This window comes from Streptomyces sp. YIM S03343 (assembly GCF_054729195.1).
This window is the reverse complement of sequence record NZ_JBPUKX010000001.1, coordinates 125,062-149,739: the sequence shown is the minus strand read 5'-3', so window position 1 is coordinate 149,739 and position 24,678 is coordinate 125,062. Positions and strand designations below refer to the sequence as shown.

At 70.5% G+C, this 24,678-nt stretch carries 17 protein-coding genes and 3 pseudogenes; 8 read left to right on the top strand and 12 right to left on the bottom strand.

Translation table 11 applies throughout. The features are described 5' to 3' along the window. Positions 1-136 precede the first annotated feature (136 nt). The 6 genes from ACSYGN_RS00715 (at position 137) to ACSYGN_RS00690 (ending at position 8,831) form a co-directional block, all read left to right on the top strand. Positions 137-1,402 (top strand): extracellular solute-binding protein, encoded by a 1,266-nt coding sequence (locus ACSYGN_RS00715; protein ID WP_460390731.1) that lies wholly within the window; start codon positions 137-139, stop codon positions 1,400-1,402. 3 nt (positions 1,403-1,405) lie between these two features. After that, on the top strand, positions 1,406-2,371 hold the full coding sequence (locus tag ACSYGN_RS00710; protein WP_460390729.1) for a carbohydrate ABC transporter permease: 966 nt from the start codon (positions 1,406-1,408) through the stop codon (positions 2,369-2,371). Positions 2,372-2,383: 12 nt separating this feature from the next. Next, positions 2,384-3,244, top strand: a complete 861-nt coding sequence (locus ACSYGN_RS00705; protein ID WP_460390727.1) for a carbohydrate ABC transporter permease — start codon at positions 2,384-2,386, stop codon at positions 3,242-3,244. Positions 3,245-3,291: 47 nt separating this feature from the next. Continuing rightward, positions 3,292-4,485: a glycoside hydrolase family 1 protein gene (locus tag ACSYGN_RS00700; protein WP_460390725.1), complete on the top strand. Its 1,194-nt coding sequence runs from the start codon at positions 3,292-3,294 to the stop codon at positions 4,483-4,485. Positions 4,486-4,702: 217 nt separating this feature from the next. Further along, a complete protein-coding gene (locus ACSYGN_RS00695; RefSeq protein WP_460390723.1) occupies positions 4,703-6,349 on the top strand; it encodes a glycoside hydrolase family 13 protein in 1,647 nt (548 codons plus the stop codon). Between the two features lie 184 nt (positions 6,350-6,533). After that, entirely contained in the window at positions 6,534-8,831 is a 2,298-nt protein-coding gene (locus ACSYGN_RS00690) for an exo-beta-d-1,3/1,6-glucosidase (protein ID WP_460403133.1), read from the top strand. A 24-nt stretch (positions 8,832-8,855) separates the two neighbouring features. Here the strand turns inward: ACSYGN_RS00690 and ACSYGN_RS00685 are convergent, their stop codons facing one another. The 3 genes from ACSYGN_RS00685 to ACSYGN_RS00675 form a co-directional block, all read right to left on the bottom strand. Then, positions 8,856-9,521 (bottom strand): ISL3 family transposase, encoded by a 666-nt coding sequence (locus tag ACSYGN_RS00685; RefSeq protein WP_460390721.1) that lies wholly within the window; start codon positions 9,519-9,521, stop codon positions 8,856-8,858. Between the two features lie 83 nt (positions 9,522-9,604). After that, a complete protein-coding gene (locus ACSYGN_RS00680; RefSeq protein ID WP_460403131.1) occupies positions 9,605-9,907 on the bottom strand; it encodes a transposase family protein in 303 nt (100 codons plus the stop codon). A 423-nt stretch (positions 9,908-10,330) separates the two neighbouring features. Beyond that, the gene (locus ACSYGN_RS00675) at positions 10,331-10,759 is read right to left on the bottom strand and encodes a hypothetical protein (protein ID WP_460390719.1); all 429 of its coding nucleotides are present in this window, start codon (positions 10,757-10,759) and stop codon (positions 10,331-10,333) included. Between the two features lie 697 nt (positions 10,760-11,456). On the opposite strand from ACSYGN_RS00675, the pseudogene ACSYGN_RS00670 reads away from it, so the two are divergent. Next, positions 11,457-12,445, top strand: a pseudogene (locus ACSYGN_RS00670) (aldo/keto reductase). 1,351 nt (positions 12,446-13,796) lie between these two features. Here ACSYGN_RS00670 and mhpA read toward each other — a convergent pair. From mhpA to ACSYGN_RS00630, 8 genes and pseudogenes are all read right to left on the bottom strand, one after another. Continuing rightward, the gene (gene mhpA / locus ACSYGN_RS00665) at positions 13,797-15,467 is read right to left on the bottom strand and encodes a bifunctional 3-(3-hydroxy-phenyl)propionate/3-hydroxycinnamic acid hydroxylase MhpA (protein ID WP_460390717.1); all 1,671 of its coding nucleotides are present in this window, start codon (positions 15,465-15,467) and stop codon (positions 13,797-13,799) included. Then, complete coding sequence (locus ACSYGN_RS00660) at positions 15,464-16,615, bottom strand: VOC family protein (RefSeq protein WP_460390715.1); 1,152 nt, start codon at positions 16,613-16,615, stop codon at positions 15,464-15,466. The genes mhpA and ACSYGN_RS00660 overlap by 4 nt, the downstream gene beginning before the upstream one ends. A 141-nt stretch (positions 16,616-16,756) precedes the next feature. After that, positions 16,757-18,526: an FAD-dependent monooxygenase gene (locus ACSYGN_RS00655; RefSeq protein WP_460390713.1), complete on the bottom strand. Its 1,770-nt coding sequence runs from the start codon at positions 18,524-18,526 to the stop codon at positions 16,757-16,759. Between the two features lie 50 nt (positions 18,527-18,576). Then, positions 18,577-18,810 carry an amidohydrolase family protein gene (locus ACSYGN_RS00650; protein WP_460403129.1) on the bottom strand — a complete coding sequence of 78 codons (234 nt, stop codon included), beginning with the start codon at positions 18,808-18,810 and terminating at the stop codon, positions 18,577-18,579. 133 nt (positions 18,811-18,943) lie between these two features. Further along, positions 18,944-19,504, bottom strand: a pseudogene (locus ACSYGN_RS00645) (amidohydrolase family protein); the annotation flags it as partial. An 85-nt stretch (positions 19,505-19,589) separates the two neighbouring features. Next, positions 19,590-19,940, bottom strand: a complete 351-nt coding sequence (locus ACSYGN_RS00640; protein ID WP_460390711.1) for a DoxX family protein — start codon at positions 19,938-19,940, stop codon at positions 19,590-19,592. Positions 19,941-19,950: 10 nt separating this feature from the next. After that, complete coding sequence (locus ACSYGN_RS00635; RefSeq protein WP_460390709.1) at positions 19,951-21,873, bottom strand: acyl-CoA synthetase; 1,923 nt, start codon at positions 21,871-21,873, stop codon at positions 19,951-19,953. A 93-nt stretch (positions 21,874-21,966) separates the two neighbouring features. Then, positions 21,967-22,920 (bottom strand): fumarylacetoacetate hydrolase family protein, encoded by a 954-nt coding sequence (locus ACSYGN_RS00630; protein ID WP_460390707.1) that lies wholly within the window; start codon positions 22,918-22,920, stop codon positions 21,967-21,969. Between the two features lie 157 nt (positions 22,921-23,077). Here ACSYGN_RS00630 and ACSYGN_RS00625 point away from each other — a divergent pair, with 157 nt between their 5' ends. After that, positions 23,078-23,749: a TetR/AcrR family transcriptional regulator gene (locus ACSYGN_RS00625; protein WP_460390705.1), complete on the top strand. Its 672-nt coding sequence runs from the start codon at positions 23,078-23,080 to the stop codon at positions 23,747-23,749. A 161-nt stretch (positions 23,750-23,910) separates the two neighbouring features. On the opposite strand, the pseudogene ACSYGN_RS00620 reads toward ACSYGN_RS00625, so the two are convergent. Continuing rightward, a pseudogene (locus tag ACSYGN_RS00620) lies at positions 23,911-24,126 on the bottom strand (IS5 family transposase); the annotation flags it as partial. Between the last annotated feature and the right edge of the window lie 552 nt (positions 24,127-24,678).

The window sequence follows — 24,678 nt, the reverse complement described above, 5'->3', positions numbered from 1 at the left end:
ACGCCCCTTTACAACCTGACTCTAAGCGCTTAGATTCTCGTCATGCACTGAATCTAAGCGCTTAGATGAGCTGGATTGAGTTCATTTGCGAGCCATCCGGTCAGGATGGTTTCCAGCCAGGAGAGGAGCGGCGACCATGCTGAGAAGGACTTCCGCGGCCGCGGTGAGTACAGCTGTCGTGTTGGTGCTGGCGGCGTGTGGGCGGGGTGAGGACAGCGGGTCGTCGGCGCCGTCGGCCACCGTGCCCTCCGGCAAGGTGACCGGCACGGTCACCCTGTGGGCGCAGGGCACCGAGGGGGAGAAGCTGCCGGAGCTGCTCAAGGGCTTCGAGGCGGAGAACCCCGGGGTGAAGGTGAAGGTCACCGCGATCCCGTGGGGGGATGCGCATGCCAAGTACCAGGCGGCGATCGCGGGCGGCACGACGCCGGACGTCGCGCAGATGGGCACGACGTGGATGGCGGACTTCGCCGACTCCTTCCAGTCGGTGGGGAGCGCAATCGACACGAGCGACATCTTCCCGGATGCGAAGGCTCCGGCGGTGGTGAAGGGCACCGCGGTGGGGGTGCCCTGGTATCTGGACACCCGGGTGATCTACTACCGCACCGACCTGGCGAAGAAGGCCGGCTACAGCAGTCCGCCGAAGACCTGGGACGAGTTCAAGGCCATGGCGAAGGCGATGCAGACCAAGGCCGGCGCGAAGTGGGGGATCGCGCTGCCGCCCGGCGGCGGTGGCACCTTCGAGTCCATCCTGCCGTTCGCGTTCTCGGGCGGGGCCTCGCTGATGAACAGTGCTGGCAGCAAGTGGACACTGGACAGCCCGCAGATGGTCGGCGCGATGAAGTACTACCAGAGCTTCTTCACCGAGGACATCGCCAACCCCAACCTGACCACCGCGCCCGGTGCGCAGGAGTCCGGGTTCGTCAACGGCAGTACGCCGATGCTCATCAGTGGCGGCGCGGCCATCAGCGGGCTGAACCAGGCCGGCGGCGCCGGTTTTGCGAGCAAGTACGCCGTGATGCCGTTCCCTGCGAAGGTGTCCTCAACCTCGTTCGTGGGCGGCTCCGACCTGGTGGTCTTCCGCAACTCCCCGCGTGCCGCCGCGGCGTGGAAGCTGGTGCAGTACCTGACGAAGGCCAGTGTTCAGGCGAGTTGGTACAAGGCCACCGGCGACCTGCCGGCCGTTCAATCGGCCTGGAACGTCACGTCCCTGAGCACGGACCCGAAGCTCAAGGTGTTCAAGCAGCAGCTGGGCTCTGTGCAGGCGCCGCCCGCGAACACCGCGTGGACGCAGGTCAGCACCGTCGGCGACAGCCAGGTCGAGCGGATCGTGAAGGGGACCGATCCCTCCTCGGCGCTGAAGTCCCTGCAGAAGAGCGCTGAGTCGATCGGAACAGGGAACTGACCGATGGCACAAAGCAACACCAGCGCCCCGGTCGGCCGCCGCAAGGCCGGCCGGGCTGCCGGACACCGCCATCCTGGCAGGAGGCGCGCCCTGAGTGAACGGCGGCGGCAGGGGCTGGCGGCGTGGCTGTTCGCGCTGCCGTTCCTGCTGGTTTTCGGGTTCTTCATGCTTGTCCCGCTCGTCTCCTCCTTTCTGATGTCGTTCACCGACTTCCGCGCCACCGACGTGCAGAGCCCGTTCTCGGTGAACTTCGTCGGACTGAGCCAGTACGGGGACCTGTTCGGCGACGCGCAGTTCCGCAAGGCGATGCTCAACACCGCGATGGTCGTCGTGGTGGGCATCCCACTGACCATGGCGATCGCCCTGGCACTGGCCGTGGCCCTCAACAGCGGCATCACCCGCTTCCGCACCGCCTACCGCGTCGGCTTCTACACCCCCGTGGTGACCAGCATCGTCGCCGTCGCCGTGGTGTGGCGGTTCATCCTGCAGCCCGACGGGCTGCTCAACACCATGCTCGACTGGGTCGGCATCAGCGGCCCGGACTGGCTGCACAGCACCACGTGGGCGCTGCCCTCGCTGATCGTGATGACGGCCTGGCGCAACATGGGCACCCTCATGGTCATCTTTCTGGCCGGACTCCAGAACGTTCCGCCGGAAGTACACGAGGCGGCCATCATGGACGGCGCCGACGCCTGGCAGCGGTTCCGCCGCATCACCGTGCCGCTGCTGCGCCCGACTCTGCTCCTCGGTGCGGTCCTGCTGTCGGTCGCCTACCTGCAGTTCTTCGAGGAGTCCTTCGTGATGACGCAAGGCGGCCCGCTGGACTCGACGCTGTCGGTGAGCTACTTCACCTACAACCAGTTCGGCTTCGGCAAGTACGGCTACGCCTCCGCCGCAAGCTATGTGCTGTTCACCGTGATCGCCGCGCTGAGCATGATCCAGTTCCGTCTGCTGCGGTCCAAGGATTGAGGCGGCCCCACCATGACCCACCACACCATCCCTGCCGGTACCGGCCCGACCGCAGCCTCCCGGCGCGCCCGCGTCCTGACCCACCTGGTCCTGATCGTGGCCCTCGCGGCGACGATCCTGCCCTTCCTCTGGATGCTGCTGGCTTCCTTCAAGACCCAGGGCGAGCTGCTGCGCGACCCGAGCGGCTGGCTGCCGACATCGCCCACCTGGAACAACTACGCCACCTGGCTCGGCCAACTGCGGATCGGCCACTACTTCCTCAACAGCGCGGTCGTCGCGGTCTTCACCGTGCTGGGCAACCTGCTGTTCTGCTCCATGATCGGCTACGCACTGGCCAAGCTGGACTTTCCCGGCAAGCGCGCACTGTTCGCCCTGGTGATGATCACGCTCATGGTCCCGGGCGTGGTGACCTTCGTGCCCCTGTTCGTCATGGTCGCCAAGCTGCACCTGGTCAACAGCTACCCGGCGCTGATCCTGCCCTACCTGGCCTCGCCGCTCGGGGTGTTCCTCATGCGCCAGTTCATGCTCGGCATCCCCGACTCGCTCCTTGAAGCCGCCAAGATCGACGGCGCCGGGCAGATGCGCATCTTCTTCAGGATCGTGCTTCCGATGTGCGGGCCGCCCCTGGCCACCTTGACGATCCTGACGTTCCTCGGCTCGTGGAACAACTTTCTGTGGCCGCTGGTCGTCGCCCAGAGTCAGGACAAGTACACCCTCCCGGTCGCCCTCGCCCTGTACTCCCAGGGTCAGAACGCGACCAACTACGCACTGCTGCTTGCCGGCTCGGTCCTGGTCATCGCGCCCATGGTCGCCCTGTTCATGGCTCTTCAGCGGTTCTTCGTCCAAGGCGTCGCCACTACCGGCATCAAGTAACCGTCCCCGCACGGCCCGACTTCTCATAACCCGATCCAAGGATTTCCATGCCACCGAACCACCTGACCTTCCCCGCCGACTTCCTCTGGGGCTCGGCCACCGCGGCCCACCAGACCGAGGGCAACAATGTCAACAGCGACTGGTGGGCCCGCGAACACGCCCCCGGCACCAGCATCCACGAGCCCAGCGGCGACGCCTGCGACAGCTACCACCGTTACGGCGAGGACATCACCCTCCTGGCGGACCTCGGATTCAACACCTACCGCTTCAGCCTGGAGTGGGCCCGTATCGAACCGGAGCAGGGCTTCGTCTCCCGTGCCGCCCTCGACCACTACCGGCGTATGGTGGCCGCCTGCCACCAGGAGGGCCTCACGCCGATGGTGACCTTGCACCACTTCACCGTCCCCCGCTGGTTCGCCCAACGCGGGGGCTGGCAGGCGCCCGACGCAGCTGACCTGTTCGCCCGCTTCACCGAGGCCGTCCTGCCCATTCTGGCCGACGGGGTGGAATGGGTGTGCACGATCAACGAGCCCAACGGTGTCGCGCACGACGCCGGCCAGACCGACGAGGGCCTGCCCAACCACGTCTATGGCCTGCCCGATCCGGAAGTCTCTCAGACCCTGGTCCTTGCGCACCGCAAGAGCCGCGCCGTGCTCTCCACCCTCGCCGGGGTCAAGTCCGGCTGGACGGTCGCCACCCAGGCGTTCCAGTCCGAGCCCGGCTGCGAGCAGATCGCCCATACCTACGGCTACCCGCGGGAGGACTTCTTCCTCGAAGCCGCCCGCGGCGACGACTTCGTCGGCGTCCAGGCATACACCCGCACCATTATCGGCCCCGACGGCCCCAAACCGCCCCGCGAAGACGCCGAGAAGACCCTCATGGGCTGGGAGTACTACCCGCCCGCCGTCGGCGACGGCATCCGCAACGCCTGGAAACTCACCGACGGCGTCCCCGTCATCGTCACCGAGAACGGCATCGCCACCGACGACGACCGCGTCCGCATCGCCTACACCACGGGCGCCCTGACCGCCGTCCACCAGGCCATGACCGACGGCATCAACGTGCAGGGCTACCTGTACTGGTCGGCCCTGGACAACTACGAGTGGGGCAGCTTCCGCCCCACCTTCGGGCTCATCGCCGTCGACCGCCAGACCTTCGCCCGTACCCCCAAGCCCAGCGCCCACTGGCTCGGCGAGGTCGCCAACTCCGGCCGGCTCGCCCTCGACATCACCCGTCAGTAACGTCCTTGCGCCGGTGGCTTCGAGGGCGCCCGGACCCAGCCCCCGCTGTCCGGGCGCCCCCGGGGCCACCGGTTCCGACTGCGGCTCTACACGCACCGAGGCTGGGAGCGGGCATTGGCCTCACGCTCGCTCGCAGCCAGAACCCTCTCCCCTTCCGGAGCCCTACAGGCTCCGACGTCCGCCGGCCGGTGCCGGCTGTCTGAAAGGTCACTGTCCGATGGCGATCCCCGGTGTGCCGTGGTGGCGCAGCGCCGTGATGTACCAGATCTATCTGCGCAGTTTCCGCGACGGAAACGGCGACGGTGTGGGCGACCTGCGTGGCGCCAGGGCCGGACTGCCTTACCTCGCCATGCTCGGCGTCGACGGGTTGTGGCTCAGCCCCTGCTTCCCGTCCCCGCAGTACGACCACGGCTACGACGTTTCGGACTACCGCGCGATCGATCCGCTCTTCGGCGACCTCGCCGAATTCGACCGGCTGGTCGCCGACGCACACAGCCTGGGACTCAAGGTCATCCTCGACGTCGTCCCCAACCACTGCTCCCGTGAGCACCCGTGGTTCCGCGAGGCGCTGGAGGCCGGACCTGCAAGCGCCGCCCGCGCCCGGTTCCACTTCGCCGACGGGCGCGGCGAACACGGGGAACTGCCGCCCAACAACTGGCGCGCCATGTTCGGCGGACCCGCCTGGACCCGTATTCAGGAAGCCGACGGCCGTCCCGGACAGTGGTACCTGCACCTGTTCACCCCGCACCAGCCCGACTTCAACTGGCGCCACCCGGAGGTCGCGGTCTCCTTCGACGACGTGCTGTGCTACTGGCTGGACCGGGGGGTGGACGGCTTCCGCATCGATGTCGCGGTCGGCCTCTACAAGCACCCGGACCTGCCCGACTCGCCGGACCCCACCGCCGACGAGGACGCCCGCGACGCCGTCAACCCGCAGGCCTGGAACCAGCCCGAGGTACACGAGGTCTGGCGCCGCTGGCGGGCGATCTGCGACACCTACACCGCGCGGGACGGCATGGAGCGCACCCTCGTCGGAGAGGTGGCCGTTCCCACCCCCGCGCACCAGGCCGTCTATCTGCGCCCCGACGAACTCCACCAGGCCTTCTACTTCGACCTGCTGCACGCCCCCTGGGACGCCGCGGCGTTCGGCGCCCGTATAGACGCAGCCCTGAAAGACATCGCGTCCACAGGTGCACCGGTCACCTGGGTTCTGAACAACCACGACCAGCAACGCACTCCCACCCGCTACAGCCGCGGGGTACAGCCCGGCGAGGAACCGGATCCGGAGCGCGGTGCGGCCAGGGCCCGCGCTGCGGCACTGCTGATGCTGGCACTGCCGGGCAGTGTCTACCTCTACCAGGGCGAGGAGCTCGGCCTGCCCGAGGTCACCGACCTGCCGCCGGAAGCCCTGACCGACCCCATCGTGGCCGCGACCGGCGAGCCGGCCAAAAGCCGGGACGGCTGCCGCGTACCGCTTCCCTGGACCGGGGAGCAGGCGCCGTTCGGCTTCTCCGACTGCCCACCGCACCGGTCGTGGCTGCCGCAGCCGCACTGGTTCGCCCGCTACTCCATGCAGCGCCAGCGCGGTGACGACGAGTCCAGCTGGCACCTCTACCGCGACGCCCTGCAGCTGCGGCGCAACCTCACCTCGCTCTGCGACACCACGCTGCGCTGGCTGCCCGGTCCTCCCGACACACTGGTCTTCGGCCGGGGGCCAGGCCTCGTGTGTGCCGTGAACTTCACCGACGCACCAGTTGCGGCGCCCGTACCCGGCAGACCGCTGCTGTCCAGCCTCCCTTGCGACGACGGAAAGCTCGCGGCCAACAGCGCTGCCTGGTGGCTCGTGGACCGCCTCCCGGACTGACTGTTCGCGCCCGCAGCGCTGGGCCCTCGAGGAGTTGGCGATGGTCGACGGTGAGACCCCGGACATGCGTTCCGCAAGGTGATCCGCGCGGTCGGAAGACCGCGCCCCGCGCCCTCCGAGCCGTCAGCCGAGGTCTTCCTCGACCCCGCACACCTGGCAGGTACCGGAATAGTTCTTGGAGCTCGTGTTGGAACACTCGCCCCGCTCTGCCCTGTATCTCGATCCCGACGCGTCCGTGGAGGCGAGGACACGTGACCTGCTGGCGCGGATGACCCTGCCGGAGAAGGTCGGGCAGTTGCTGCAGCTCGACGCCCGTCAGGATCTGGTGGACATCGTGGCGGCCAAGCTGGCCGGGTCGGTCCTGCACGCGTCCCCCACGCGGATGCGGGAGGCCAGCGCACTGGCCCGGCGGACCCGGCTCGGCATTCCGCTGCTGACCGCTGACGACTGCATCCACGGTCACTCGTTCTGGCCCGGGGCGACGATCTTCCCGACCCAGCTTGCCATGGCCTGCACCTGGGATCCCGCGCTGCTCCAGCGAGCCGCCCGCGCCGCCGCCACCGAGATCTCGGCTACGGGAATCCACTGGACGTTCTCCCCGGTGCTGTGCATCACCCGGGACCTGCGCTGGGGTCGCGTCAACGAGACATTCGGGGAGGACCCCTTCCTGATCGGCGAGCTGGGGGCCGCGATGGTGCGCGGCTACCAGGGCGAGGGCCTCGGCGACCCGACCGCCGTCCTGGCGTGCGCGAAGCACTTCGCCGGGTACTCCGAGACCCAAGGCGGGCGGGACGCGAGCGAGGCCGATCTGACCCCACGCAAGTTGCGCTCCTGGTTCCTTCCGCCGTTCGAACGGGCGGCCCGCGCCGGATGCCGCACCTTCATGCTCGGCTACCAGTCGATGGACGGGGTGCCGATCACCGCGAACCGGTGGCTGCTCAACGACGTGCTCAAGGGCGAATGGGGCTTCTCCGGAACGCTGGTGACCGACTGGGACAACGTCGGCCGGATGGTCTGGGAGCAGAAGGTCTGCGCCGACGACGTCGAGGCAGCGGCCCTCGCCATCAACTCCGGCAACAACCTCATCATGACCACGCCCGGGTTCTTCCAGGCCGCCAAGACGGCGGTCGCGCGCGGCTTGGCCGACGAGAGGCAGATCGACGACGCCGTTCGACGGGTCCTGCGCCTCAAGTTCGAGCTGGGCCTCTTCGAAGACCCCCGCGCCCCAGACCCCGAGCGGCAGAAGGCGGTGATCGGCTGCCGGGAACACACCGAGCTCAACCTCCAGATCGCGCGCCGCTCTCTGGTACTTCTGCGCAACGACGGAAGTCTGCCCCTCGAAGGGGGGCTGACCGGCGACGGGCTCGGCCGCGCCGTCAGCCATGGCCCACCGCGCACGATCGCCGTCGTCGGCCCGAACGCCGACAGCCCACAGGCCATGCTCGGCGACTGGGCCGGCGCCTCCGGCCAGGTCGACTGGATGCCGGACGGTCAGCCGCGCGAGCTGGTGGAGACCGTGCTCGACGGACTGCGTGCTGTCGCGCCCGCCGACTGGACGGTGACCCACACGCGCGGAGCCGACATCGAGGTTCTCGTGCCCGATCCCCGGGGGCCGTTCTGGCCCGACGGCCAGCCACGGCCACCCGTCCTCAGCCCCGCCCCGGTCGATCAGGAACAACTCCGGCAGGCCACCGCCACCGCGGCGGCCGCCGACTACGCCGTGGTGGTCGTAGGCGACACCATCGCCCTCACCGGCGAGGGGTGCTCCACGGCCACGCTGGATCTTCAGGGCGGCCAGATCGCCTTGCTCGACGCGATCGCCGCCACTGGCACACCCACGATCGTGGTGCTGATCCAGTCCAAACCGAGCACTCTCCCGGACTCCGCGCTGAACGCGGCGGCACTCGTCGAGGCGTTCAACCCGGGCATGCGCGGTGGCCGCGCCATCGCCGAACTCCTCGTCGGACTCATCGAGCCCACCGGCAGGCTGCCGATCTCCTTCGCACGGCACGTCGGGCAGCAGCCCGTTTTCTACAACCAAGTGCGAGGCCAGCACGGAGACCGCTACGCGGATCTCAGCCAGGACCCGTTGTTCGCGTTCGGCGAGGGCCTCAGCTACACAAACGTCACCTACTCCAACCTTGTCGTGCGGGACCAGAGCGTACCCGCAGACGGCACAGTCCACGCGACAGTGCGCCTCACGAACGCTGGCGGCCGCCCCGCCCTGGAAACCGTTCAGGCCTACATCAGCGATCTCACCACCAGCGTCACCTGGGCCGAGCAGGAGCTGAAGGCGTTCCTCCAGTTTGAGATCCCCCCGGGTGAGGCTGTCGACGTCGACATCCGTATCCCCGCCTCGCACTGCTCACTCGTGACGGCCGACAACCGCCGGATCGTCGAATCCGGCGAGTTCGAACTCCGTGTCGGCCCCAGCTCACGGCACGAGCGACAACTGACCGCGCGTTTCCGTATCCAGGAATGAAGGCGGGTCGTGCAGCACGATCCGCTACGCGATCTTCCCCCACCCCTTCGCCCGCCGGGACGCTGCGGCTGACGACACGGTGCGGCCACGGGGCACCGACACCGGCTCAATGGCCGGAGAAGACACGGCATCAACAGTGGGGGAGGGGCCGTGGTCGCAGAACATCGCCGCCGCACAAGCCCCGCCCCGTGCCACCTGCGGAATCCCGCCCAGCAGCCGTCGGCTTCCCCGCCGCTCGGTGTGCCCCGAGCCGGCCCAGAGCGTGAAGAAGCCGGCGTGGATCTGCTGGTGGAGTTCGCGGGTGCGGGCGACCAGCGGGCGCTGACGTCCGTGCACGTCGAGTGCGCCCTGGGTAGTGGGGCGGACGTCGTCCTGGCCGGCCTGGACGGTGAGAGGTTCGCGCCGGTCGGCGCGGTGTCGTCCGACGACGCGTTCGACGGCCTCGGCGAGGTTGTGCAGCAGGTGCCGGGCATCGGCAACTTGCCGGGCCTGTGGTGCACCGGCGTGGGCGCCGTCGCGGAAGGAGCCGGTACGGTCTTGGCAGACGACCCTCACCTCGGGGTGTTCGCGCAGCCGGGCGGCGAAGGTGTGTGCAGTGCGGTCCACGAGGACGTCGACGGGACGGCGGGTGTGCATGTCGACGAGGACCGTTGCGTAAGTACGGCCGCGACGCACGGCGAACTCGTCCACGCCCAGACACGGGACGGAAGCCGGCGGCGGGAGGGGCAGTGCCCGAAGGAGGCGGAGCAGCGTGTCCTTGCCGGCGGCGACGGCTATGTGTCCGCACCGACTGGCTCCGGGAGTCCGCCCAGGACCAGGGCGATGTCCGTGAGCTGGGCGGTGAGGGTATTCGTGCGGCGTGCGTGTCGACGTGTCAGGTCCGGGATCTGCTCGGCAAACGTCCGATGCCCGCAGCTGTCGTTCTCGCACAGGAGACGACGTGCCCGCAGATCGAGTCGCACCCGGCGGCCGGCTACGGGACGGTCCGTCAGACACCGCCGGTAGTAGCAGTGCACACGCGAGGATCTCCATCCGCATTCCGGGCAGGCCGCCGATCCTGCCGAGGGAGCGCACAGCGAGACGGACCTCAGTGTCCCCGAGAACCACTTCTTCTACCGCTACCCCAACCCCCTGAAGTAGAAGGTCAGCGACGCGAACTACATCCACCACACACAGGTGATGCCCACCTGCTTGTGATCGTCACCCACCACCAGATGAGCACAGAGCCCAAGATCTGTGCCAGAACCTGGTTCTCGTGAGCAGAACCATCGCTGGCCGATCACTTGAAGCGCGCCACTGACGGGTCAGCTCATACCCCAGGAGGCAAGAATCCTCATGTCCCGATCGGGCGGGTCGTCGGCTGCGGCACACATCCAAGGAGCCGACGGGGCGTGACGGTCTGGAGGCCGGGCGCGTTCTCTTTGGCCGCGTGATCGGCCCCGGTGACGCCCTGCCGGTGACGCCCCGTCGGCTGCATGCCGTCAGGGCGCCCATGGTGGTCACGGGCAGCCGGGACCGTCCTTGACGGTGCAGCTCACCTGCCAGGCGGTCCACGCGCCGCTGAAGGAGCGTTCCCGGAACCAGTAGTTGCCGTCGCTGCCGATGGCCGCGATGGCGAAGTTCGAGAGGCTGTCTTGCAGATGGCTGATGAGGATCCGGCTCTTCACCCACCCGCCCAGGGTCACCCATCCGTTCCAGGAGCCGTCAGGGTAGCTCCAGTTCGTCCACACCGCGTGATCGGCACCGACGACGAACTCCTCCGTCGTCCCGTTGTCGAGTTTCGTGGACGAGACGCCGTACTCGCAGAAGTACTTCTGGCCCTTGTGCGTACAGTAGGTCGCCGCCTGTGCCGGCGCCGCCGCGACACCCACCCCCGCGAGGGCGGCCAGCGCCGCAACCGCTGTGAGGGCACTCTTGAATTTGTACATGTCCATGCTCCTTTGCCAGGTGGCGTGGTCGTGTCGGGGGAAGGGAAGAGACAGCGCCCCCAACGCTCCTGACAAGTCGATCACGGGCATGCGGGAGAGGACCATGCAGAACTACCGGCAGAAGTAGCCCCCGCCCTCCCTCGCCACCCGGACCACGCCGGACCGGCCTGCTCCGACCCTGTCCGAACCTGTTCCCCACGGCCTGCCAGGTTGGGTTGCGGCCCCTGATGCAACCGAAGACACCGCACTCGACCTGGTGCATTGCTATTGAGACGGCTTTATGCGAGGCGAGGGTCGAGGTGGTCGCTGTGAGCGCATCTGGCTGCGTGGCCTGACGGGCTGCACTGAGTGAGGCAGAGTGCAGTCGAGGGCAGGGCGGGCCGCGCCCCTGCAGGCGGCGGCCGCGCTGCCGGCGATGTCCCCTTTCCCCGGCCTGGATGCGGCGGTGCCCGCATCGGAGCTGCGTAACCAGCCGGCGGTCACGCCGAACGACCTGTCCGAGCCGCCGGTCCGGCTGAACGGTTGACTTGCGCTGGAGTGCGCTCCAGGTCGTAGCGTCGCAGTCAGTGCGGCGCACGAAGCCCGTGTCGCCCGGGCGCCCCCACGGGATGCCGGGCGGTGGAATCCGTCGCCAGATGGATGAAGGGCTTTGTGTCCTTCGAACGAACGAGTGTGCAGGGGAAGGCTGGGACTCGACATGCAGAAGCGTAATCTGCGGGATCTTCAGGTATCGGCCATCGGCCTGGGGTGCATGGGCATGTCCGCCTTCTACGGATCCGCCGATCAGGAGGAGGGGATCGCGACCGTCCGGCGCGCCCTCGACCTTGGGGTGAACTTCCTCGACACCGCGCAGATGTACGGGCCGCTCACCAACGAGTCGCTCGTCGGCGAGGCGATCCGGGGGCATCGCGACGAGTACGTGATCGCGACGAAGTTCAACTACCGGATGGACGACGCCGTACCCGGTGACATCAGCACGGTCGGCCCGCAGGACGGCTCGGCCGGGCACGTCCGGATCTCGGTCCACGGCTCCCTGAAGCGTCTGGGGACCGACCACATCGACCTGTATTACCAGCACCGGGTCGACCCGAACGTGCCCATCGAGGAGACGGTCGGCGCGCTGGGCGAGCTGGTCGCCGAGGGCAAGGTGCGCTACATCGGCCTGAGCGAGGCGAGTGCGGAGACCATCCGGCGCGCCCACGCCGTGCACCCGATCACCGCGGTGCAGAGCGAGTACTCGCTGTGGTCACGGGACGTGGAGGCCGAGGTGTTGCCCGCCTGCCGGGAGCTGGGCATCGGCTTCGTGCCGTATTCGCCGCTCGGCCGTGGGTTCCTCGCCGGGCGCTTCACCTCGCCGGACGAGCTGGACGCGAACGACTGGCGCCGCGAGAACCCGCGTTTCCAGGACGCCAACCTGGAAGCGAACCTGCGGCTGGCGGCAAAAGTGAAGGAGATCGCCGCCGAGAAGGATGTCACGCCAGCCCAGCTGGCCATCGCCTGGGTGCTGGCCCAGGGCGAGGATCTGGTGCCGATCCCGGGCACCAAGCGCCGCACCTACCTGGAACAGAACGCCGCCGCGGTCGGCATCGCGCTGACCGAGGACGACCTGACCCGCATTGATGCCGAGCTGCCCGAGAGGCGGGTGAGCGGTATGACGAGGCAGGGATGCGAGCCGTCAATCGCTAGCCGGATACCGGCGACTGCCGGATTCTGGGCCGGCGCCAGGGCGGTCATGGGGCGCCCCGCACCAAGCACGGCGCCGGCCGGCTCGCTGACGAGCACGTGCGCTTGCGAATGCCGTCCAGGGTGAGTGGCACGTCCCTCTTCCTCGCCCGCGGGAACCCCGATACGGTGCCGTCGCCCCCGGTCCGAAGAACCCGTACCACCTCCTGGACCGCGTACCTCCGCGAGCGACGCCGCATCCTCCTGCCTCTCCCCCTGCTGGTCACATGGATCGGTTCGGGCGAGGAGTTCGCACGCCGCTATCCGCAGGTCCTCATGGCGGTCCCGCACCCGCTCGCTGCGGCTTTCGCTCCCCTCACCGCCCGTACCGTCGTGTGGGGTGTCATGGTCCTGGTCTGGCCCCAGGGGAGACCTCCCGAGCTCAGTCCCGCGGAGCGCGAGGTGATCAGCGCTTCCGGTGACCGCCTGGCCAGGCTGATCGAAGGTGCCGCCGAAGCCGGGCATCGCCTCGTGCCTCCGCCCGTGCCCCGCTACAAGGCCCGAAGGCGCAGTGATTCCAAGGGCCCAGCGGAGGCCCGCGCGGCAGGGGCTTCGTCTCCCGTCTCCCCGAGGGCCGATGCGCACTGGACCCGGCCGGGCGGACGGGTCGTCTTCATCGACCGCACCGCGGCCGACCTCTTGGGCGACAGCATCCCGCGTCTGCCGGGCGTCCGGCCGTGGGAGGCCCTGCCCTGGCTGGACGAGCCGGACTACGAGCACCGGTACCGGGACGCGGTGCTCAGCCAGCGGCCGACCTCCTTCACCGCCGTCCGGCCCCCCGACCGGTGCCTGCTCGTCCAGCTCTACCCGGACCCCACCGGCACCAGCGTGCGCGTCACCGACACCGGAGCCGAGCACCGTCCCCAGAGCCCACCCGATCCCGGACCACCGGCCGGACCCACCCGGCTGGGCGCGATCTACCACCTGATGCACCTGGCCGGCGTCCTGAACGAAGCCGTGGACGTACGCGACCTCGTCGACCTGGTGACCGACCAGTTCCCCCTCGCGTTCGGCACCGAGGCGTTGGCGCTGTTCGTACCGGAAGCCGGCAGGGTGCGGATCCTCGGCGCCCGCGGCTTCACCACCGAGTACCTCAGCCGCCTCGATCACGTGTCTCTGACCTCGGACATCTCCAGCACCCTGGGCCTCAGCGCGGGGCCACCGGCATTCTTCGCCTCGCGGAGCGAACTCCGCGAGGCATCTCCCACTCAGCCGCACCCCCAGCATTGGGGCAGCTCTGCCCGATTCCTGGCCGGACGGCTGACAGGGATGCCCCGGCATCGGGCCGGGGCTCCTGAGCGATGCGGACCGGTCGTCAGGCCGGTTCCGTGGCCGCTGTCGCCGCGCCCGTCACGGCGTGGCCGCCGCCGCGCAGAGTGGGCGCCCAGGCCGCGGCGGCGGTCGCGAGGTCGTCTCCGCATGTGCCGCCGGGGCGTGGCCGGGCGGCGGTGGCGAGGACGACGCGGTCGGGGCGGATCAGGACGGCACCCGCGCCGCCCATCCAGCGCACCAGGGCGCCGGTGCCCGGATCGCCGCGGCGCGCGGCGCTGCCCGTGTCGGGTTGTTGACACCTGGGGTCGTGCAGGTGGATGACGCGGGCGTCCAGCGCCCGCACCAGCGCGCGCAGGGCGGGACTGAGCGGCGCGGTGGCAAGGAGCGCGAAGTCCTCGCCGAGCAGGTCGTCCAGCGGGTGGGGAGTGCCGTACGCATCATGGACCAGTGGCTGGGGGCACAGTGTGCCGGGGCGCGGGTGGCCGAGGCGGCGTGAGCCGATCAGGGTGCCCGGCCTCAGGGGCGGGCTGACGGCGGACAGTACGAGCCGGGAGACGCCCGGCAGGCGGGAGACGGCGGGCAGGACGGCCTTGCGGGCGAGTGCGGTGCCGTTTCCGCCGCCGGTCATGAGGGCGCCGACGGCCACGGCGGTGCGGATCAGCTGTCGTGCGTGGTGGTGGCGCTCGGTCTGGTAGGTGTCGAGCAGGGCCTCGCTCGCTCGGCCGGTGAGGACGCGGGCGAGCTTCCAGGCGAGGTTGTGGGCGTCGCGCAGGCCCGCGCACATCCCTTGTCCGATGAAGGGCGGTGTGAGGTGGGCGGCGTCACCGAGCAGGAAGACGCGGCCCTCGCGCCAGCGGTCGGCGACCTGGGCCCGGAAGGTGTAGGTGGCGGTGCGCAGGACGTGGAGTTCGCCCTGGGGGATGCCCGGTGTCCAGGGGGCGATCAGTGCGAGCAGACGACCCCGGTCGGTGAGCTGCTCCGGCCGCTCGCCGCTCCGCAGACGGAACTCCCAGCGGTAGCGGTCATCGCCGACACGCATGTAGGTGGCCGCCCGGTGGGGGTCGCAGATCTGGTGGACGCCGTCCCAGGCGGGCAGCGGCAGGCGGCAGCGGATGTCGACGACCAGCCACTGCTGGGCGTCGGCGAGGTTCCGCATCCGGGAGCCGATGGAAGCGCGCACCAGGCTGTTGGCGCCGTCGCACCCCAGCACGGCGTCGGCCAGGACCGTGCGGGAGACGCCGGTGTCCTCGTCCCGGAAGGAGACCTCCACCGGAGCGCCACGGTGCGCGGGCGGGGTCACGGAGGTGACCTCGATGCCTCCGCGCAGTGTCACCGAGGGGTGCTGGTCGAGGTTGTCCCGGAGGAGATGCTCGAGTTCGGGCTGGTCGAACATGTTGGCCTGGGGAAACCCGTGCCGACCGCGGGGGCTGTCGCGGAGGAACTCGGCCAGCACCCGGTGGGAGCCGTCCAGCAGCCGCATGCCGCGGGCGGGGCGGCTGATCGCGCTGAACCTCTCATGGATGCCCATGGCCTGGAGGATGCGGTGCACCTCGTCGTCCAGATGGACAGCCCGGGGCAGCGGGTACGGGGCGCGGTGACGCTCCATGACCAGGACGGGCACGCCATGGCGGGCGAGGAGGGTGGCGGCGGTGAGCCCGGTCGGCCCGGCACCGATCACCGCGGCGCGCACCCGCCGCGGTATCACGGCGGTCACCTGCTCAGGGCTTTCATCAGGCCCAGGAGACGGGCGCGGTCGATCTCGTTGTCCTCGCGCAGCGCGGAGATCGCCTGCAGCAGCGCCCGCGGTGTGGGCGTGGTGCCGAGGAAGTCCCGGGTGGCCGGCGGGCCCCACTGGGCCAGGCCGGAGGCCGACATGGCGGCCCAGCCCGGTTCCAGCGTGTCGTCGAAGACGTCGCCGTCGGCGTAGTGCTCCAGCATGAAGCGGTCGGGGTCACGCCAGTAGTCGAAGATCTGGCTGCCCTGGATGTGCCGCCCGATGCCCCAGGAGTGGTGGTGGCCGCGCTCGCGCAGGTACTCGCCGCCGGTGGCCAGCGCGTCGAGGTCGGCGACCTGATAGGCGGAGTGGACATAGCCCGTGTCGGGGCCCAGGTGCATGGCCAGGGTGTGGTGGTCGGCGGGTTCGCTGCCGCGGTCGCAGCGGATGAAGGCCATGGTGGGGCCGCGGTCGCGCTGGCCGTCCAGATAGAGGAAGTCGCTGACGATCAGGCCGAGATGGTGCAGATACCAGTCCAGGGCGCGCCGGAAGACCCGGGTGGACAGCACCACGTGGCCCAGGCGCTGCACCTGGGCCGGTGCGCGGGGCGGGCGCTGGGTGGCGTTGACACGGGCGGCCGCGCCGGGCGTGCCTGTGTTGAGGACGAGGGGCTGCCGCAGCGGCTGCGCGGGCTCCTCCGTGACGCCGTGCACGACGCGGACCGGGATGCCGGAGGCGTCGACGAGGTCCACGGCACGGCCTCCGCCGTACTCGGTGCGGGTCCGGACCTGGCGGCCGGTGACGCGGGCCAGCCGGTCGAGGTCGGCGGCGTCGGCGGCTCGGAAGGCGGGGCCGGTGAACCGGGAGGTAGGGCCGCGGCGGATCACCAGGCAGTGGGAGCCGGCGAGAGCGCCGCGCAGATACAGGGCGTCGTCGCTGCGGGCGGCGATGGTCAGGCCGAAGTCGTGGGCGAAGGTCTCGGCGCGGTCCAGGTCGGGCTTGGTGAACTCCAGCCAGGCCAGGTCCACCACCTTGATGACGGGCTGGGCCGCGCGGCCGGGGTGCTCGCCGCGCAGGGCGCCTTGTTGGCTGTGCAAGCCCTGGTGGGCGTCGGTGGTGGGGACGGGGATGGATGCCGGGTCGTTCACGGGGAGATTCCCTTCCTGTGGGTCCCGCGATCTGCAGTGAGGGCGGGGCAGGTGCCGCGGTGTCTGGAGGCGGGGGGCGGGGCTGGCCCGCCGACTGCGGCGGCGATCGGCGGGCCGGGCGGAACGGCAGGTGAGCGGTCCCTACCGTGCGAGCAGGACGTCGAGCGCGGCGCTGAGTTCGGCGACCGGATCGGGGGCCGCGCCGTGGGCGCGCCAGCCGATGAATCGGTCAGGGCGCACCAGTACGGCGCCTTGCGGGGTGTGCCCACGTGTGGCGGTCCAGGTGGAGCGCGGGTCGCGGTAGTCGCCCTCTATGTGGCCGACCCGGATCATGTCCAGGGGCAGCCCGCTCTCGGCGGTGATCTTTCCGGCGGCCTCGCACCAGGCCTGGCCGTCCTCTCCGGCGATCAGCAGGAAGCGGCCGGGGCGGACCAGGCCGGCCAGGGCCGTGCGGTGGCCGTCGAGGTCTTCCAGCCAGGCGTGGGGCAGAGGGTGTCCGGGGCGGGCGGCGGGCTGGTAGATGCGGACGGGGTCCGGGTTCCCGGGTGCGGGAGTGCCGTCGGGGACGATCGCGGGGGAGTCGTCGTAGGTGTAGCCGAACTCGATGCCCAGTTCGTCGAACTCCATGGACTGGGCTGCCACAGCGGCCAGGAAGGTGCGGCGGAAGTCGGTGTCGGCGGGGTCCTCGCTCCACAGCCGGCGGGCCTGCCGCCAGTTCCCGTCATCGCCGGCCTGTGGCCCACCGCCGAAGAGGGCGTTGATCGCGATGTGGTTCATGGCGTTCTCCAGCGAGCGCCGGACGTTGGTGGCGTCCGCCGGGCGCCGCTCGGCCTCGTAGGTGTCCAGGAGGGCATCACCGGCATGGCCGTTCAGGACGGCGGCGAGCTTCCAAGTGAGGTTCTGCACGTCGTGCATGGCGGAGGTCAGGCCGAGGCCCCCGGTGGGCGGGTGGCGGTGGGCGGCGTCGCCGGCGATCAGGACACGGCCGACGCGGTAGCGGTCGGCGACCACGCCCTCCAGGGACCAGCGGGAGATCATGTGGACGGTCAGGCCTTCCTGGCTCAGGCCCAGCGCCGTGCGCAGGTCGGCCAGGACCGATCCGTCGTCCAGCGCGCGGCCGTCCTCGGGCCCGTAGTTGAGGTGGAAGACCCACTCCTCGGACTCGGGGCCCCAGTGGTCGGGGCCCATGGGCACCAGGACCCCAGGGATGCCGAGGCCGGGCAGCCACAGCCAGCGGATCAGCACCTCCGGGTCGCGCGCCCAGCGGGACAGGTCGGCGGAGATGTGGAACGAGACCACGCGGGCGAGGTCGCGCACGCCCTCCTGGACGATGCCCACGGCGGGTCCGACGGTGCGGCCGCCGTCGCAGCCCAGCAGGTAGCGGGCCCGCACCTGGTAGGTCTCGCCGCTGTCGCGGTCGGTGACGGTGGCGGTGACGCCGTCGTCGTCCTGGGCGAGTCCGGTCAGCTCGTGGTGGAAGCGGACCCGGCCGGGCGCGAGTTCGTCGGCTCGGGCGCGCAGGACCGGCTCCAGGCGGATCTGCGGCAGGTTGGCCTGTCGTTCGGGGCTGGCCGCGAGCCACTCGGGTGAGTGGCCGCCGGCTCCCCATGCCTCCAGCCTGGCGACGCGTCGGCCGAAGTCCGCGTGGTCGCCGGCCAGGCCGACGTACCAGGCGGTGTGGGACATCTGTTCGGCCGGGGTGGAGGCGGCGTAGATGGTGTCGGCAACGTCGACGTCGCGCATGACCTCCATGGCGCGCTGGTTGAGGACATGGGCCTTGGGCAGGACGGAGGTGCTGGGCCAGGCGGTGACCAGCAGGGAGTCGACGCCGATGCGGCTGAGCAGCATGGAGGCGGTGAGCCCCGCGCCGCCTCCGCCGACGACGAGGACGGGGACGTCGATGATGTTCATGGGTACTCCATGGGGTGTCGCGGCTCAGCGGCCGGTGGCAGGGGGACAGCTCAGGAGAGGCGAGGGAACAGCGCGTGGGCGTTGTCCCGGTCGATGGCGTGGTGGCCCGCGGTGTCGAGGGCGGGGTAGCGGTCGTAGGCGCCGGTGAAGTGGGCGACGGCGGTCTCGGGTGCGAAGGGCCAGTCGGTTCCGAAGAGCACCCGGTCGGGATGGGCGAAGGTCAGCAGGCTGGGCAGCGTCGAGGGGCTGCCGGAGAGGGTGGTGTCGAACCAGAAGCCGCGCAGGTTCTCGTGTGTCTCCTCGTAGCCGCGGCCGGTCTCGGCGACCAGGGCGGCGGTGATCCGGTGGGCGGCGTAGGGGGAGGAAACCGCCCGCGTGGGACAGGATGATCTTCAGGTTGGGGTAGCGGCGCGGGACGCCGTGCAGGACGAGGTTGGCTGATGCGCGGGTGGTGTCGAGGAGGAAGTCGGCGGCGAACGGCGGGAGTCCGGGGGCGGGCGGTGCGGGCAGTTCCGAGGGGTGGACGAACACGAGGGCGGAGCGCCGGTCCAGTTCGGTCAGGAGCGGATCGTGGGCGGGGTGGCCCAGGTGGACACCGTCGGTGTTGGCGAGCAGCACGACCCCGTCGGCGCCCAGTTCGTCCAGGGCGTGGGTGGCGGCGCCCACGGCGGTGTCCAGGTCGGGCAGCGGCACCGTGGCGAAGTGGCCGAACCGGTCGGGACGGTCCTTGGCGAGTTCCGCGCCGAACTCGTTGACGTGCCGGGCCATCGCGGCCGCCTCGGCGCCGTCGCCCAGCTGCCGGGGGTGGACAGGGACAGCACTCCGGTCTCGATGTCGTAGGTGTCCATCAGGGCGATGGCGTGTCGCGGGCTCCACCGTGGCAGTTCGCGGCCGCCGCGGAGCGTGGATGCCCTTCGACCTCAGCCACCGGGTGTAGTCCGGGGGCAGCCGATGCTGGTGGACGTCGATGCGGCTCACGGTGATGCTCCTCCCGGTGCCCAGGCAGCGGCGGGGCGGTCACGGTCGCGCCGGCTGACGGCGCGGGCCACGGGCGGGGGACCTGCTAGCCACCGGCCAGCAGGAAGAGATGGACGGCGGCCAGGCCGCACACGACGGCGGCCGGCAGGCAGCGGGCGGCGGGGTCACCGCTGCGCAGGTGTACGGCCACGGCTCCCGCCATGAGGAGGATCAGGCCCGTGGATGCGGCCTCGCCGAGCACGGTGAACCGCAGGCCGACCAGCAGCCCGGTCGCCGCGGCCACCTCCAGCGCGCCCAGCAGGCGGTAGTGAGTGGTTGTCATGCCGACGTGGTGCGCGGCCCGGCGCATCGCGGGAACAGCGGCGAGCTTGGCCGACCCCGCCAGGAGGAAGATCCCGGCGAGGAGCACGGTGGTGACGAGGGTGGTGGTGCTCATGGGTTCTCTCTCAGGTGACGTGCTGGGGGTCGTACTGCCAGTGCAGGGCGTACCGGTCGAGCGCTGTGGTGACTCCGCGCCGTACCGCCTCGTCCGCGGGGGCGGGCACCACGACGCGGACCACGCCGTCGTGCGCCCGGCACTCGATCCGTTCCAGGTCGACGTCCGCGCCCTGGGCGGCCAGTTCGGCGTGGACCACGCGGCGGGTGGCGTCCAGGCGCAGAGCGAGCTTGTAGGGCTTGCCCACGGCGGTGAGCGGGATGGCGTCGATCACGCGCACCTCCCGCGGAGCGGCGGCGCGCTCGGGGGCCCGTGCGGTGGCCCAGTCGAGCAGGTCGGCGGGGTCCGCGCGGGCGCCGGGGGCGAGGGTGACGTAGGCGACGGGCACCTCGCCGGCGTGCGGGTCGGGACGGCCGACCGCCGCGGCGGCGGTGACGTCGGGGTGGGCCAGGAGGGCGTCCTCGATCCCGGCGGGGTCGATGTTGTGGCCCCCGCGGATGATCAGATCCTTGGCACGGCCGGCGAGCGTGATGAAGCCGTCGGCGTCGATCCGGGCCAGGTCGCCGGTGTCCAGCCAGCCGTCGCGGATTTTCCCCGCCGTCTCCAGGCGGGGCCCGCCGGCGGTGTGCCCGGCGACATACCCGGCGAAGACCACAGGGCCCTTGATGACGAGCACCCCGGTGGCTCCCGGAGGCAGGTCGTGCCACTCGCCGGTGTCCGGGTCGATCCGCACGGTCTTGACCTGCTGGTAGGGCAGGCGCCGTCCGACGGTGCCGGGCCGGGTGCGGCCGGGCAGGCCGAGAGCGGAGGCACAGGTGGCCTCGGTCAGCCCGTAACCCTCGCACAGCGGGATGCCGGTGTGCTCCTCGAAGGCGTCCCGTACGGCGGGCGGCAGCGGGGAGGCACCGACGGCGGCGAACCGCATGCTGGAGATGTCCGCGTCGACGGGGACGCGGGCGAGGACGGAGTACACGGTGGGCACGCCCGACAGGGCGGCGATGCGGTAATGGTCCACCAGCTTCCAGAACACCGGGTACAGCTCGGGATCGCGGTAGCCCATCGGTCCGGCCCACACCACCTGCTGACCGCGCAGCAGCGGACCGAGCAGAGTCACGATCAGAGCGTTCACGTGGAACAACGGCAGCGCCGCGAACATGGCCGTGTCCTCGTCCAGAGCGATGCTCGCGGCCACCGTCCAGGCATCGACGACTTCGTTGGCGTGCGTGTGCGCGGCGAGCTTGGGGGTGCCGGTGGTGCCGCCGGTATGGAAGCAGGCGGCCAGGTCGTCGGTGTCCGGGGGCTCGATGTCCACGAGGTTGTCGGCACGTCGGGACGCTGCCAGCTCCGCGAGGTAGCCCACCCGGACGCCTTCGAGGGGCTCCAGAGCCGGGGCCGGGCCGTCGGCCGTGGTGGGCGCCAGGGCCAGCAGCGCGTCCAGGCGCAGGGCGGCGGCGACCTGCCGGGCCGTGGCCCACACCGGTTCGTCCAGTTGCGGACCGGCGGCGATGAGCACCCGCACCCCGCCGCGCCGCAGCAACTGCTCCACATGGTCAGCGGCCAGGCCGGGGTTGACCGGGACGGCGATACCCGCGGCCTGTGCGGCCAGTAGAGCGGCGGGCAGCTCCGCGGTGTTCGGCGCGAGCAGGCCCACGGCTGCCCGGCGGGTGACGCCCACGGAGCGCAGCAGGTTGGCCGTGCGGTGCACCTGGTCGCGCAGCTGCGCGAAGGTCGTGGTGACGGGGGCCAGGTAGCGCGCGGCGTCGGGCAGCACGGTAAGGGCCGGGCGGTCGGGCCACAGCCGGGCCGCGCGGAGCAGGGTGTCGTAGGTGGTGGCGGGCAGGCCGCGGTTGCGCAGCGGGACGGCCTCGATCGCGGACAGGTCCGTGAGTCTGTCGTGGGCGGGCCACAGCAGGTCGGTGGGTGTGAGTGTCACCGGTGCGCCTTTGCAGGTGAGGGATGGGGTCGAGTGCCGGCCCGGTACGGGGAGCCGGGCCGGCAAGGTCCCGGGCGGGGGTCCCGGGACTCGTCAGCGGGCGCGCACCAGCGTGCGCTGCTCGCCGAGGTCGAGTACGCCGTCGTCGGTCGCGATCCGGGCCGTGACGACGTCGCCGTCCTGGAGGTAGTCGGGGTTGTTCTGCTGGCGGGCGAAGAACTTCTGCCAGCGCCTGTGCGGGGGCAGCAGGGCGCCGAGCGTGGCCGGCAGCCTGCCGGGGGACTTCAGGGCGGTGCCGCCGGGTGTCCCGGTGAGCAGGACGTCACCCGGCTGCAGGGTCTGGAAGCGGGCCAGCAGGCTCAGAGCGCGTGCGGGCCGGACGATCATGTCCGCGGCGGTGCGGTCCTGCCGGGTGGTCCCGTTGACCTTCAGCGTGAGCCGCAGGTCCGGCAGGCGTGCCAGGTCGTCGGCGTCCACCAGAATCAGGCGGGGGCCCAACGGGGTGAACGTGGGGTACGACTTGGACTCGTAGAACTGGGTCTTGGGCAGTTGCAGATCGCGAGCGCTGACATCGTCGGCGACGACCAGCGCGGTGACATACCCGGCCAGGGTGGCGTCGGTGACCTCGGCGCCGAGCGGGAGGTCCGCGCCCATCACCAGTCCGAGTTCCACCTCGTAGTCCAGGAAGCGCACGTGCGGCGGGCGGACGATCGTCTGGTAGGGCCCGCTGACGGACCCGGACGCCTTCCGGAAAAACGCGGGCGGGACGGTGTCCGGGTCGAATCCGGAGTCTGTCGCGTGGGAACGATAGTTGACCATCTGCGCCACTACCCGGCAGGGCGTCGTGACGGGCGACAGCAGCTCCGTTTCTCCAGCGGAAAGCCCGGTGTCTGGGTCGGCCGCTGCACGGGCGGCCGCCCGCCGGACGGCGGAGCGGTCGGCGAGCAGTCCGGCGGTGGTGTGCGCAGCGGTGTCGACGTGCTGCAGCCGTCCTGTACCGCTCTCCACCCACCAGCCGTCTTTGGTGCGGACGACCTGGATACTCATCGGCTCTCCCGAGTCCTGGGACAGGTGTCGACCGGAGCGCTCTGACGAGCGACTTCAGTCGTTAGTGATGAAAGCATCAGTACAGATGGCTTCCTCGTCAAGACTTCATCGGTACTGATGCCTCAATCAGCACTGATCCTTTGCGTATGATGGAGCGATGAGCACCGACCGACAGGCCATGGGCAACACTCGGACGCCGCGCTCCGCGCCCAATCGGCTGGACCGGCGCAAGGCCCGCACACGAGCCGCGCTGGTCGCCGCCGCCCAGCGGTTTCTCGCCGACCAGGGGCGGGCCGACGTGAGCATCCAGGAGATCACCGAGGCGGCGGACGTCGGCTTCGGCTCCTTCTACAACCACTTCACCAGCAAGGACGAGCTGTTCGACGCCGCCCTCGCCCTCACCCTGGAGCAACACGGCACACTTCTGGACTCCGTCGTGGGAGGCCTGAAGGACCCTGCCGAGATCTTCGCCGCCAGCGTCCGCCTGACCGGCCGCCTGCAGCGCACCCACCCGCAGATCGCAAGAATCCTCGTACACACCGGCATGTCCTACGTGACCTCCGACACCGGCCTGGCCCCGCAAGCCATGCGGGACCTGCAGGCCGCCGCCGACCACGGGCGGCTGGACATCGACGACGCCCGGACCGCCGTAGCCATGACCGGCGGCGCCCTGCTCGGCGTGCTTCACCTCCTGGAGACCAGCCCCGACCTCGATGCCGTACGCGTCACCGACCAACTGGCCTTCCGTCTGCTGCGCATGTTCGGCATGACGCGCGCCGAAGCGCAGGAGATCGCCACCCGGCCCCTGCCGTCGCTGCCCGCCGCCTGACGTCGGCGAGAGACGCCGCCGGGGCGCGCAGGGCCGACCGTGGCGTTTGGGTCACTTTGAGAAGACACGGTCGAACGCAGCGGCACGCCCCGTCCCGGCGACTCAGAGCTCGTCTTCTCCCGCCGTTTCATCCCGTGATGCGGATTTTGTTCCGGTGATGTCGGGTCGCGCCAGGAGATGGTGGCTTCGCCGGTGAGGCGGCGGGCCATGAGGTCGGTCATGGCCAGGTGGATCATGGCTTCTGAGCGGGTCGGGAGGGTCTCGTAGTCGCGGGTCGGGCGGCGGTGCAGCATCAGCCGGCCGTAGGTCCGCTCGACCGTCCACCGCTTCGGTATCGGGGTGAATCCCCTGGTCCCGGGGGCGCGGGTGACGATTTCCGTGGGTGCCGTTGCCGGGGACGGCATGGTGGAAGACGAGGACGAGTTCGAGGGCGGCCTGTGCAGAGGTGAGGCCGCTCTTGCAGATCTCTGTGTGCAGGAAGCGGGCGATGCAGCCGTCGTGGGCCAGCCGCGGTCCGGCCGCCTGCACCCGGGCCGCAGTTCCATCCGGTCTGGGGTCGGGCAGGCGCTGGCCCCGCCCAGTCGCAGAGGGCGTCCGGCCCCGGCCCCTATGCTCGCCAGGACCGACCACAACCGGAACTACAGCTGCCGTGTCCGAATCCGATCCGATGCGGGCGGCCCTCGGTAACGCGCCGGCCCCATGACATCGTGGGTACCTGGGTTCGTCGGCCGACCTGCCCGGAAGCCCGCACCCGGACCACCAGGCGCCTGCAGGACACATCGCGGTCAGGTATCAGCCAACTTGCAGAAAGCGTTTTCCGTCACCGAGGCTCCGCTTCACAGAAATCTCACAGTTGAGGCGGTCGGCGGCGCGGGATTCCGGCGGATCTTGTGGTGTCCGGTTCGGTGTTGTGTGGCTGTGTGGTGGTT